This is a genomic window from Paenibacillus sp. PL2-23, assembly GCF_040834005.1.
Lineage (GTDB): Bacteria > Bacillota > Bacilli > Paenibacillales > Paenibacillaceae > Pristimantibacillus.
On the sequence record NZ_CP162129.1, the window covers coordinates 1017382 to 1029707 of the forward strand.

Genomic DNA, 12326 nt, shown 5'->3' on the forward strand with positions numbered 1-12326 from the left:
ATAAAGCACTAAGGAGGGGCGGGAAGGGAATGGATTTGGCGCAGGGCAACCGGGATGTATTTCCTAACGCCGTCAGCGGCAGAGGGCCTGCACTCATACTATGGGCGCAAAGCAAAAAGCCCCGGCAGCATGTCGCTGTCCGAGGCTTCCGTCCTGCTTCGCGTTAGTCCAGAACCGCGCTGATATGCGCCTTCGTCACCGACCAGTGGGAGGCGGTCCATACCTTCGCTTTGTTGTCTATATACATAATTTGCGGCGATTCGTGTTTCACGCCTGTATCCTCGGCAATCTTGTTCGAGACTGGACGCGATTCGATGACCTTCACGAGCAGATAATCAACGCCGTCCTTGGGGCTGTCGCTCAAATAACGATTAAATTCCTCATGCGCGTTGGCGCTGACCGGGCAGGTCGTGCTGTGCTTGAACAGAACAACGGGACGCTCATCCGATTGCCGGAACGCTTCTTCCCATTGCTCAATTGTCGTAATTTCTTTGTATGTCATGTGTGGTCACTCTCCTTGGGAATGGGTTTGTATTATTATAACCCTTGTCTGCTTGCAAGTCATCTTGAGCGGCTTAGCGCTGGTTTCTATATAATTAATGAATCAACAGTTTTCACTTGCCCTTTGGAATGAATGCTGTATAATCACTATGATTTCTTTAATTGTGACGGAGGAGGAATGCCGGATGCGCGACCATACCATCATTCGATTCGAGCAAGTAACGAAGCGTTACGACGGCGGCGGGACTGCTGTTCTGAAGAACGTCAGCTTCGAAATCGAGCGGGGGAAGTTCTATACGCTGCTGGGGCCTTCGGGCTGCGGCAAAACAACAATATTGCGACTGATCGCGGGCTTCACAGAGCCGTCGCAGGGCAACATCTATTTTAACGGAAATATCATTAACAAGGTGCCGGCTAACAAACGCCAGGTGAATACCGTGTTCCAGGATTACGCGTTGTTCCCGCATCTGAACGTATTCGAGAATGTGGCGTTTGGCCTGCGCATCAAGGGGCTCAAGAACGACGCCATCGCAGCCAAAGTAACGGAAGCCCTGCGCTTCGTCAATCTGAGCGGCTATGAGAGCCGTGAAATGACTGAAATGTCGGGCGGCCAGCGCCAAAGGGTCGCGATCGCGCGAGCAATCGTCAACGAGCCGGAAATTTTGCTGCTGGACGAGCCGTTGTCGGCGCTTGACCTGAAGCTGCGGACGGAGATGCAGTACGAATTAAGAGAGCTGCAGCGCCGGCTTGGCATAACCTTTATATTCGTCACGCATGACCAGGAGGAGGCGCTGGCGATGTCGGACGAAATTTTTGTGCTGAGTGAAGGCACGATCCAGCAGTCGGGCACGCCGACGGACATCTATGATGAGCCCATCAACCGCTTCGTGGCGGATTTCATCGGGGAATCCAATATTGTAAAAGGAAACATGGTGCGCGATTTCGAGGTGGAGTTCGCAGGGCGCAGGTTCGAATGCGTCGACCAAGGCCTTGTTGAAGGCGAGACGGTAGATATCGTGATCCGGCCGGAGGATCTCGAGATTACGGCGGCGGGGAGCGGCAAGCTGGAGGTGAAGGTCGACACGCAGCTGTTCCGGGGCGTACATTACGAGATCAGCTGTTACGACGACGCGGGCAATGAATGGCTGGTTCATTCCACTCGCAAAGCGGCGGTTGGGGAGCGCATCGGTCTGATCTTCGAGCCGGAGGCGATTCACGTTATGCGTCTCGGCGAGACGGAGGAAGAATTCGATAAGCGGCTGGAAGCTTATGAGGACAGCGGAGTGGGTCAAGATGGACGTTAGGGCGCGCAATCTGTATCTGGTTCCTTATGTGCTGTGGATCGTGCTGTTTGTTGCGGCGCCGATTCTGCTGATCGTTTATTATTCATTCTTTAATGTAGAAGGCGAGCTGACGCTGGACAATTACGCGAAGTTTTTTACGCCGGTGTATCTGAAGATGACGCTCAGCTCCTTCTGGTATGCCTTCCTGATCACGCTGTTCTCGCTGCTGGTTGCCTATCCCACGGCTTATCTGCTGACGAGGACCAAGCACAAGGGGCTGTGGCTGCTGCTGATCATTCTGCCAAGCTGGATTAATCTGCTGCTGAAGGCTTACGCGTTCATCGGTCTGTTCGGCACGTACGGCTTCGTCAACGCGGTGCTGGAGGCTACGGGTATCGGAGCGAAGCAAATCTTGTTCACCGACTTCAGCTTTGTGTTCGTATCGGTATATATCTTTATCCCGTTCATGATTCTGCCCATCTTCAACGCCCTGGAGAAAATGAACCAGACACTCATCGATGCCGCGCGGGATCTCGGCGCATCGCCATGGATGACGTTCAGGCGAGTGGTGTTCCCGCTGACGCTTGACGGCGTGAAGGCCGGCTGTATGGCCGTGTTCATTCCCGCGCTGTCGCTGTTCATGATTACCCGGCTTATCGCGGGCAACCGAGTTATTACGCTCGGCACGGCGATCGAGCAGCATTTTCTCGTGACGCAGGATTGGGGGATGGGCGCGACCATCGCGGTATTCCTCATTATCGCTATGGCGATTATCATGCTCCTGACCGGGAATCGAAAGCGAGGGCTGATCGACATTGTCAAACGGTAAATGGAAGCTGTCTAACCTATACTTGATCGCGGTGTTCGTCATCCTGTACGCTCCGATCTTCTATCTTATGTTCTATTCGTTCAACAGCGGCGGGTCCATGCGGAATTTCGAGGGCTTCACGTGGGAGTTTTACGGTGAGGTGTTCCAGGATACACGGCTGCTCATCATCGTGCTGAACACGTTCGTGATCGCGCTGCTGTCGGCGGCTATCTCTACGGTGATCGGCGTGCTGGGCGCCATCGCGATCCATTATATTCGAAGCAACCGCCCCAAGGGCACGCTTCTGACGCTGAACAACGTGCTTATTGTCAGTCCGGACGTCATCATCGGCGCATCGTTCCTGATTCTGTTCACGATCGCCGGCATCCAGCTTGGCTTCGTGTCCGTGCTGCTGTCGCATATCGCGTTCAGCATTCCGATCGTTGTCATTATGGTGCTGCCCAAGCTGCAGGAGATGAGCGGCACGCTGATCGATGCCGCGCGCGATCTCGGCGCCAGCTCCTGGCAGGTGCTGACGAAGGTGATTATGCCGTATATTAAGCCAGGCATATTCGCGGGATTTTTTATGGCATTAACCTATTCGCTCGACGACTTTGCCGTGACGTTCTTCGTGACGGGCAATGGCTTCTCCACGCTGTCGGTGGAGATCTATTCGCGGGCGCGCCAAGGCGTGTCGCTGTCGATCAACGCGCTGTCTACGCTTATCTTCCTGTTCACGGTGCTGCTGGTCATCGGCTACTACTTCATTAACCGCCGGAATAATAAGGCGCCTGCCGCAGGGGAGGGACGCGTATGAGCCAGATCGTTCGTATGCTCCTGCTGGTGTTCGCCGCAGCCTTCGGCCTCATGTATGCTACGGCATATTTGAACGAGAGCGAGGGCTATTCCGGCGACGATACGCTGACTGTCTACAACTGGGGCGATTATATCGATCCGGAGCTGCTGGAGCAGTTCGAGGAGGAGACGGGCATTAAAATCGTCTACCAGACGTTCGATTCCAATGAAGCGATGATGACGAAGATCAAGCAGGGCGGCACAACGTTCGACGTAGCCGTTCCTTCTGAATATGCCATTAGCAAAATGAAAGATGACGGCCTGTTGCTGGAATTGGACCATACGATGCTGCCGAACCTGAAGCATATCGACGAGCGGTTCATGCATCTGTCCTTTGATCCGGACAACCTGTATTCCGTGCCATATTTCTGGGGGACGGTCGGCATCGTGTTCCATCCCGATCTTGTCGGCGATCTGACGTTCGAGAGCTGGGATGACCTGTGGGACCCCAGCTTGCGCAACAACGTGTTCCTCCTGGACGGCGCGCGCGAGGTTATGGGTATGGGTCTGAACAGTCTTGGCTATTCGCTGAACGACACGAACGAGGAGCATCTGCAGGAGGCGCTGGCCAAGCTGTCGAAGCTGACGCCTAACGTGAAGGCTATCGTTGGGGACGAGATCAAGATGCTCATCGCCAATGAAGAAGCGGCGGCAGGTCTGGTGTGGTCTGGCGACGCTTCGGAGATTATGTATGAGAACGAGGAGCTCGACTACGTTGTGCCGAAGGAGGGCTCGAATCTCTGGTTTGATAACATGGTCATTCCCAAGACGGCGCGCAACCTGGACGGCGCTCATCAGTTCATCAACTTTATGCTGGACCCGGAGGTAGCCGCGCAGAACGCCGAATATGTCGGCTATTCGACGCCGAATAAGGAGGCACTCGCGCTGCTGCCGGAGGATATCTCCGGCGACGAGCGCTTCTACCCGGACGAGGAGCTCACTGAGCGCCTTGAGGTGTACGACAACCTGGGTCCCCGCATGCTGTCGCATTACAACGAGCTGTTCCTGGAGTTTAAGATGCATCGGAAGTAATGCTCATGGGGAGGGGAGGCTGCAGCGCTGCACCTTGCAGCCAGCAGTGCTGCACCATGCAGTCAGCCGCCCTGCGCCTTGCAGCGACTAGCCCTGCGTCATGCAGTCAGCCGCCCTGCGCCTTGCAGCGACTAGCCCTGCGTCATGCAGCCAGCAGCTCTGCGCTTGCAGCGACCAGCCCTGCAACCTCCAGCCCGCGAATGCTGCAAAAATACATCAATTTCATGTGAAATAGCAGCTCCAGCAAGGAAATCATGTACGGCATACATCATTTATGTAGCAAAGTGCTTTAAAGGTAGGAAAATAGCACAAAATGATGTATTTTCGCAGGATTGCTGAGGCTGTTGTGAAGCTTTGAGTCAAAATCATGTACAAACGCAGCAATTTCGCTTAATATAGGCGAGCCGAGGGAGCTGCTGAAGCCGGAGACGCGGGAGAGGTTCCCGGCGGAGTTGCTGGACATCATTACAGCAGCATTGTCCTCGTCGATTACGTTGACCTTCGCGCTTGCCATTATTCCTGCGGCGCTTGCGCTGCTCGTGTCCTTGTTCATGGGCAGGAGCAAGCTGGATCCCTCCCAAGCGGATGAGGAATATGTGGGCGGACATTAAGGGGATGGCTTATCGGCCTGGGACATGCATCACGCGTGTCCTAGGCTTTTTTTCATGGAAGGAGGCTATTATTTCTTGAAAAAAATAAAAAAAATTTTCTGAATAATGAAAGGGCTCTCAGAAAGCGATGTCATCTTAGTTCCCGCAAGGGGTTAGCCCGATTCGGAAAAAGGTGCCAAATGCACGCAAAAGCCGCTCTTGGCGGGCGAATCGCCTTGACGGCGTTCGTTAAACCATGATACGGTTTTGTTAACATAACTAACACGAAAGCTTGTGAAAGGGGCAACTAAATATGATGAAAGCTATTATTTTTGACTTTGACGGAACGATTATTGATACGGAGACGCCTTGGTTTTACGCGTTTCGCGACGCTTATAAGGAATATGATGTGGAGCTGACGCTGGAGCAATATTCGCAGTGCGTGGGCACGAACATTTATACGTTTAATCCTTATGAGTATTTGAAGACTGACCGGGGCATCGAGCTTGACTTGGATGCGTTCAAGGCCAGAATTCACCAGGATCATGCCACGCTTATGAGCAAGCAGGAGGTTCGCGAGGGTATTCTCGACTACTTGAACGCGGCGAAGGCTGCGGGGCTTCGCATCGGTCTGGCCTCCAGCTCCGGAAGGTTCTGGATTGAGAAGCATCTTGAAGAGCTGGGTATTCGGGACTATTTTGAGACTATTATGACTGCGGATGATGTAAAGAACGTGAAGCCTGATCCGGAGCTGTATCAGAAGGCGCTTGCAGCGCTGGGGGTCAAGCCGGAGGAGGCGGTGGCCATTGAGGATTCGCCGAATGGCGCCAGAGCGGCCGCAGCCGCGGGCATGAGCTGTATCGTTGTGCCGAATGAGCTGACAGGTCTGCTGCCGTTCGATTCGGAGGCTGGTTACATTCATGCGGTATCGTTGACGCATATTGATTTTGAAACGTTGGTGTCTGGAAGCTTATTAAGCGTATGAGCTGGTGAGAGGTTAATAAACAGCCTTTCAACGAAAGAATAAGTCTGAATTTTCAAACTCTTTAGAGAGCCAGGATATGACGCAGAAATCGAAAAAATCGAGGGGGAGATACGATGAAAGCCGTGCATATAGGACCAGGTAATATCGGCCGTGGATTTATCGGCGCTCTCTTGTCTGATTCCGGATTCGAGGTCATCTTCGTGGCCAGGAATGAGCGCAAGGTGCAGCTGCTGCAGCAGAAGAAACGATATGAAGTGAAGTTCGCTAATGAAGCAAACGCAACAAATGAGGTAAACAATATATCCGCCATAAGCAGCAAAAACAAACAAGGCGTGGCCCAGGCTATCGCGGACGCAGATCTGGTAACGACGGCGGTAGGCGTTAACGCGCTGCCTCACATTGCGGGACTGATCGCTGAGGGTATTTCGATGAAGCTTGCTGAGGGGATTACGAAGCCGCTCCATGTCATGGCGTGTGAGAATGCCGTCGGCGGCAGCTCCCAGCTGAAGGCTCGCGTGATGAGCGCGCTGAGGGAGGAGGACCGGGAGAAGGCGGAGCAGTTCGTCGCCTTTCCGAATACGGCTGTAGACCGTATCATACCCGGTCAGGAGGACGAGGATTCGCTCAGCGTAACCGTTGAGCCTTATTATGAATGGGTAATTGACCGTTCTGAGATGCTGGAGGGCTTTCCGCCCATTAAAGGAGTTAAGTATGTGGATCATCTTGCTCCTTATATTGAACGGAAGCTGTTCACCGTCAACACCGGCCACTGCGTAGCGGCGTATCATGGCTATCTCGCCGGATATGAGACGATACAGGAAGCTATGAAGGACGATCGCTTGCGCAGTCAGGTGGTGAACGTGCTGAGGGAGACGGGAGCTATGCTGACGACCAAATACCATTGGGATGAAGCCAAGCACCGACTCTATATTCAGAAAATGATCACACGCTTCTCCAATCCTCGTCTGACAGACGAAATTGTACGTGTGGGCCGTTCTCCGATGCGGAAGCTGTCGCTTAACGACAGGCTCATTCGACCGGCGCTTCAGGCGCATAGCATGGGCCTGCCGGTACAGCATCTCACCTCGGCGATCGCCGCCGCGATGCTGTTCGACTATGAGCTGGACCCGGAGGCGGTAGCCTTGCAGCGCAAGCTGTCCAGCAAGGGCGTAGACGAGGTCATCACGCAAATCATGGGCATCCCGCGTAAGCATAAGATGCACCCTATGATTGCAAGCAAATATCATGAAATGAAAGCGAGGCTGAACGATTTCAGCGCGCAGGCAGCTTTATAATCCAGAGGCCCGGTCAGGACGATTTCGTCTTACCGGGGCCTTTTTAGCTTCAGCACAAATAGACGTTTGTGGCACGTCTATTTGCTCGCAACCGCCCATCCCAGCACAAATAGACGTTCCTGGCACGTCTATTTGCTCCCAGCCGCCCTTCCCCGCACAAATAGACGTTCCTGGCACGCTTTCACAAAGCGTGGTGGTCACCTTGACCAAGAAACAGTATACTAGCTGTAATGTTACCGAGGAATGGAGAGATCGTGGCATGGCAACCAAGCTGCTTATGAATGAGGCGATCAAGGCGTCGGAGGTGCTGCTGACAGGGCTGAACGGAGAGAGAGTTGGCGTGGTGTCCCGGGAGGAAGCGCTGGCGATGGCGAAGGAGCTGAAGGCAGACCTTGTCTGCGACTCGCTGATGAGCAGCCCTCCGCCATGCAGGTTGGCGGGGAAGGGCGCGGCGAAGCGGGAGAAGGACCAAGCCGGCAAGGAAGAGCGCCAGCAGAGCGGCGGGATGAAGGTGAAGGAAATTCGGCTCACCGCAAGCATCGAGGAGCACGATTATGACACGAAGCGCAGACAGGCGGAGAAGCTGCTTGCGTCGGGTAACGGCGTGCTGCTCGTTGTGAAGGTTCAAGGCAAGGAAGGGGCGGCGGCGAAGGAGCTGCTGGAACGGCTGACTGGAGATTTGAAGCACACTGGCAGAAGGAAAACGGGCATTCAGGTTAGCGGCAAGCAGGCCGCTGTTGAGCTGCTGCCGGTTTAAAGACGCGCTGGCCTTTATTCGCGGCGGGAGAATGACGGTGTTCACCCATCCGGAGCGAATCGTTATGAGCCGTTCATTACCTTGACAGTGGGCGGGGGATTAGGTATGATTTTTTTATTGAAAATCATTATCAATTAGTCCCTCAATTCAACATGGACGGAATAGGAGCTTGACATGCTGCGTCGTTTTTTCTCGTACTACAAGCCGTACAAGAAGCTGTTTTTTCTTGATTTTTTCAGCGCGGTCATACTAGCTGTACTGGAGCTCGTGTTCCCGCTTGCTGTTGGCTACGTCGTCAACAAGCTGCTGCCGGATGGCAACTGGGGCTTGATTGTGTCCGCCTGCGCTGTGCTTCTGGTTATTTATGCCATTAATACGCTGCTGAGCTATGTTGTAACTTACTGGGGACACATGCTGGGCATCAACATTGAGACCGATATGCGGAGGAGCCTGTTCGACCATGTGCAGAAGTTGAGCTTCCGCTTCTTCGACAATACCAAGACGGGGCATCTGATCTCCCGGCTGACGAACGATTTGTTCGAGATTGGAGAGGTGGCGCATCATGGACCGGAGGATATGTTCATCGCAGTGATGACGCTGATCGGCGCATTCGGCATTATGCTGTTCATTCAGCCTGAGCTTGCCATTATGACGTTTATTATTGTGCCGATTATTATATGGCTTGTGCTGTATTTCAACGGACGTATGACCAAGGCGGCGAATCGGCTGTTCTCCGATATGGCAGATTTCAACGCGCGGGTTGAGGATACGGTTGGCGGCATTCGCGTCGTTCAAGCGTTCGCGAACGAGAAGCATGAAGGCAAGCTGTTCAAGGCCAACAACCTGAGGTTCCGCGAGGCCAAGCTGATTGCTTACAGGCTGATCGGCCTCAATGCCTCCGTCTCCTACATGCTGATGAGAATCGTGTCGCTGTTCGTGCTCATTGCAGGCGCCTTCTATGTGCTGCGCAAAGGCATGCCATACGGGGATTTCATTACGTTTGTGCTGCTGACGAATATATTCTTCAAGCCGATTGAGAAGATTAATGCCGTTATTGAAAGCTATCCCAAAGGCATCGCCGGCTTCAAGCGGTATGTGGAGCTGATGGACACGGAGCCGGACGTTGCAGATAAGCCCAATGCTATCGAAGTGGATGGGCTTAGAGGCGACATTGAATACAAGGCTGTCACGTTCGGTTATGAAGGCGCCTCGAAGGTGCTTCAGGGCATTAACCTTTCTATTCGTGCGGGCGAGACGGTCGCCTTCGTCGGTCCGTCCGGCGCGGGCAAAACAACGCTCTGCAGCCTGCTGCCGAGATTTTATGAGATTGAGGATGGTATGATTACGGTGGATGGCCACGACATCCGCTCCCTGAAGCTGGAGTCGCTGCGACGGAGCATTGGCATCGTGCAGCAGGACGTGTTCCTGTTCGCAGGCACCATCCGGGAGAACATTGCTTACGGGCGGCTGGGCGCACATGATTCCGACATTATGGAGGCGGCTCGCCGGGCTAAGCTGGAGGACTTCATCCTGTCGCAGCCGCAAGGGCTGGACACAGTAGTGGGAGAGCGGGGAGTTAAGCTGTCCGGCGGACAGAAGCAGCGTCTTGCTATTGCGAGAATGTTCCTCAAAAATCCACCCATTCTTATTCTGGACGAAGCGACGTCCGCGCTTGATACCGAGACCGAAGCGGCGATCCAGCAATCGCTGGCTGAGCTGTCGGAGGGCCGCACGACGCTTGTTATCGCGCATCGTCTGGCGACCATCAAGAACGCTGACCGGATCGTCGTTGTGACGGAGAACGGCATTACCGAGCAGGGACGCCATGAGGAGCTGGTAGCTGCGGGAGGCATCTACAGCCGCCTGCATGAGGCGCAGTTCGGCCGCGCTTAAGTCCCATCCATCCATAGCGACAGAGCAAGGGCTGTCCACTGAGCAAATGAATATGCTCAGCGGACAGCCCTTTGTGCGCTTGAATCTATGGTTCCATTATAAGCCTGTGGCGGTGCCGCGCTCCTTCTTCTTCTTGTCCCAACGGAAGATGGTGTTCAGCCCCTTGTAGATATGCTTGGACTCCTTCGTGAGAAGGGGACCCAGTATGGCGAGAATAAGCACGTAGAGCGCCGCGAACGGCTGCAGCTTCTCGTCCAGATTAGCGGCAAGCCCGACGTTGGCGACAATGATGGAGAATTCGCCGCGCGATACAATGGTCAGTCCGATGTTGGACGAGGCCTTCGGCGACAGTCCGGCGCTTCTGCCAGCCAGCATGCCGGCGATAAAGTTGCCCAGCAGCGTGACGGCTACGGCGCCCAGCGTCAGCCAGACGGCGCCGCCCAGCTTCGCCGGCTCGATTGTTAATCCGAAGCTGAAGAAGAACATGGCGCCGAAGAAGTCACGGAAGGGCAGGATAAGATGCTCGATTCGCTTCATATGGTTCGTCTCGGCAAGCACCAGTCCGAACAGCAGGGCGCCGATCGCCTCGGCGACATGGATGGTCTCGCCAAGACCTGCGACGAAGAACAGCAGGCCGAAGATGAGCAGAATGAACAGCTCGTTGGAGCGGATGTCGAGCAGCTTATTCAGCAGCGGCGCGGCCTTCCTGCCCAGAATGAGGAAGAGCAGCATGAAGCCAAGCGCATAGGTGGCCGAGAGCAGCACGCCGCCAAGCGACGAGTCGGTGCTAAGCACGAGGCCGGACAGGACGGAGAGGTAAACCGCGAGGAATATATCCTCGTACATAATAATACCGAGGATCATCTCCGTCTCCGAGTTGGCCGTCCGCTTCAGATCAACCAGCACCTTGGCCACTATGGCGCTGGAGGAGATTGTCGTAATGCCGGCCAGCACCATGGTCTCCGCGAAGGAGAAGCCTGTGGCGAAGCCGTACAATAAGCCCAGCGAAAAATTGATTAGAATATAGATCGTGCCGCCGACGGCGATGTTGCGTCCGGATTTGATCAGCCTGCCGACGGAAAATTCAAGGCCCAAATAAAACAGCAGAAAGAGAACCCCGAGACGCCCCAGAAATTGGATTGTCTCCGCGCTGTGAACGAACGTGAAGTCCAGCACGCCTATAACAGGTGCATGGGGCCCGACTGCCATTCCGATCAGAATAAAGAAGGGGATGACCGAGAAACGAATCTTCGCTGCCAGCAATCCAACAAGGGCAACGAGGATGACGGCGAGTCCGATTTCAAGCACCATGTGATCCATGACTACCGGCTCCCGTTCTGCAGCATGGCTTTCAGGAGCTTAAGCTGATGGCGTTCTCCCGCCACAATCAGCGTTGTATCCGGCTTGAAGCGGTATTCCGGTCCGGGGTTAATATGCTTGGCGTCCTTCTCGACGGCGGCGATAATGGTTGCCCCGGTTGTCTGGCGAATGTCCGCCTCACCGATGCTTAGCCCGATACAGGCGGCCCCGAATTCTATTCTGTACCATTCAATGGTGAGATCGTCGAGCGCGACCTCAATTGTCTCCAGCGCCTTCGGCTTGTACGTCATGCCTCCCACGATGGCGGCGATCTGGCGGGCTTCTTCATCCTCCAGCGTCACCATGGAGATGCTGTCGTCCAGGTCGTCATAGTCGAAGTGGTATAGCTCGCGGCGGCCGTCGTCGTGAATAATGACAACAAGCTTGTCGCCGCTTCGCGTCATGATCTGATATTTTTTGCCGATGCCCGGCAGGTCTGATTCTCTAATATTCAATGGTTGCGCCTCCTTGGGATGTCGTTGACTGTCACACTCTCCGTAGTTTGCCAAGTGATGACCGACCTTCATCCACGAAACGCCCCGAGAATTGAATGGTTCGCAATATGCTGCGAAGCAGCAGAGTAAAATGATGCGCGTACAGGTAAACTATAGGAAGGCGAAGCGCGTAAATACCCAGCAAGCTGGCTGCCGCAGCCGCTACATTTGGGCTGTTGGGCAGCAGAGCCTTGGTCTCCGCGGGATGCTTGTCGACATGAAAATAGACCTGGATGGGCCGGGTCTGACTCTTGCGCGCGTTTGCAGTCAGCTCGAAGTTGTTGCCCGCCTGGTAAGCGAACAAAGCGGTAATCAGCAGGGGAAAGAGAAGGAACAGCGCCAGCATACGCTGCCGGAGACATGTGTTTTCTTGTTCTAGTTGAGTGTGCGGTATCGACATGTCAGTGCTTCCCCTCCTCCTGCTTGATCGTCCAGCGTGTAGCTAGCCATTGTTATCATTATTATAGCTGAAAG

At 54.4% G+C, this 12326-nt stretch carries 14 protein-coding genes; 10 read left to right on the top strand and 4 right to left on the bottom strand.

What is annotated here, in order from left to right; genetic code table 11:
* Positions 1–29 precede the first annotated feature (29 nt).
* Entirely contained in the window at positions 30–167 is a 138-nt protein-coding gene (locus tag AB1S56_RS04360) for a hypothetical protein (RefSeq protein WP_340870583.1), read from the top strand.
* Here the strand turns inward: AB1S56_RS04360 and ytxJ are convergent.
* A complete protein-coding gene (gene ytxJ, locus AB1S56_RS04365) occupies positions 164–502 on the bottom strand; it encodes a bacillithiol system redox-active protein YtxJ (RefSeq protein WP_340870582.1) in 339 nt (112 codons plus the stop codon). The genes AB1S56_RS04360 and ytxJ overlap by 4 nt on opposite strands.
* A gap of 184 nt (positions 503–686) precedes the next feature.
* Between ytxJ and AB1S56_RS04370 the strand changes: the two genes are divergently transcribed.
* From AB1S56_RS04370 to AB1S56_RS04410, 9 genes are all read left to right on the top strand, one after another.
* Complete coding sequence (locus AB1S56_RS04370) at positions 687–1805, top strand: ABC transporter ATP-binding protein (protein WP_340870581.1); 1119 nt, start codon at positions 687–689, stop codon at positions 1803–1805.
* Positions 1795–2613, top strand: coding sequence for an ABC transporter permease (locus tag AB1S56_RS04375; protein WP_340870580.1), 819 nt, complete (start codon positions 1795–1797; stop codon positions 2611–2613). The genes AB1S56_RS04370 and AB1S56_RS04375 overlap by 11 nt, the downstream gene beginning before the upstream one ends.
* Positions 2600–3409, top strand: a complete 810-nt coding sequence (locus AB1S56_RS04380; RefSeq protein ID WP_340870579.1) for an ABC transporter permease — start codon at positions 2600–2602, stop codon at positions 3407–3409. Before AB1S56_RS04375 ends, AB1S56_RS04380 begins: the two co-directional genes overlap by 14 nt.
* A complete protein-coding gene (locus AB1S56_RS04385; protein ID WP_340870578.1) occupies positions 3406–4479 on the top strand; it encodes an ABC transporter substrate-binding protein in 1074 nt (357 codons plus the stop codon). The genes AB1S56_RS04380 and AB1S56_RS04385 overlap by 4 nt, the downstream gene beginning before the upstream one ends.
* Positions 4480–4931: 452 nt before the next feature.
* A complete protein-coding gene (locus tag AB1S56_RS04390; RefSeq protein ID WP_340870577.1) occupies positions 4932–5090 on the top strand; it encodes a hypothetical protein in 159 nt (52 codons plus the stop codon).
* A 292-nt stretch (positions 5091–5382) separates the two neighbouring features.
* Positions 5383–6054, top strand: coding sequence for an HAD family hydrolase (locus AB1S56_RS04395; RefSeq protein WP_340870576.1), 672 nt, complete (start codon positions 5383–5385; stop codon positions 6052–6054).
* A 113-nt stretch (positions 6055–6167) separates the two neighbouring features.
* Positions 6168–7349, top strand: a complete 1182-nt coding sequence (locus AB1S56_RS04400) for a mannitol-1-phosphate 5-dehydrogenase (RefSeq protein ID WP_340870575.1) — start codon at positions 6168–6170, stop codon at positions 7347–7349.
* Positions 7350–7608: 259 nt separating this feature from the next.
* Entirely contained in the window at positions 7609–8106 is a 498-nt protein-coding gene (infC, locus tag AB1S56_RS04405; RefSeq protein WP_340870574.1) for a translation initiation factor IF-3, read from the top strand.
* 174 nt (positions 8107–8280) lie between these two features.
* Entirely contained in the window at positions 8281–9999 is a 1719-nt protein-coding gene (locus AB1S56_RS04410) for an ABC transporter ATP-binding protein (RefSeq protein ID WP_340870573.1), read from the top strand.
* A 96-nt stretch (positions 10000–10095) separates the two neighbouring features.
* On the opposite strand, the gene AB1S56_RS04415 is transcribed toward AB1S56_RS04410, so the two are convergent.
* Genes AB1S56_RS04415 through AB1S56_RS04425 form a run of 3 tightly spaced genes read right to left on the bottom strand, consistent with a single transcriptional unit; the run spans position 10096 to position 12252 of the window.
* Positions 10096–11319, bottom strand: a complete 1224-nt coding sequence (locus AB1S56_RS04415; protein ID WP_340870572.1) for a cation:proton antiporter — start codon at positions 11317–11319, stop codon at positions 10096–10098.
* A 2-nt stretch (positions 11320–11321) separates the two neighbouring features.
* Positions 11322–11813, bottom strand: coding sequence for a cation:proton antiporter regulatory subunit (locus AB1S56_RS04420; protein ID WP_340870571.1), 492 nt, complete (start codon positions 11811–11813; stop codon positions 11322–11324).
* Positions 11814–11844: 31 nt separating this feature from the next.
* Complete coding sequence (locus AB1S56_RS04425) at positions 11845–12252, bottom strand: hypothetical protein (RefSeq protein WP_340870570.1); 408 nt, start codon at positions 12250–12252, stop codon at positions 11845–11847.
* Between the last annotated feature and the right edge of the window lie 74 nt (positions 12253–12326).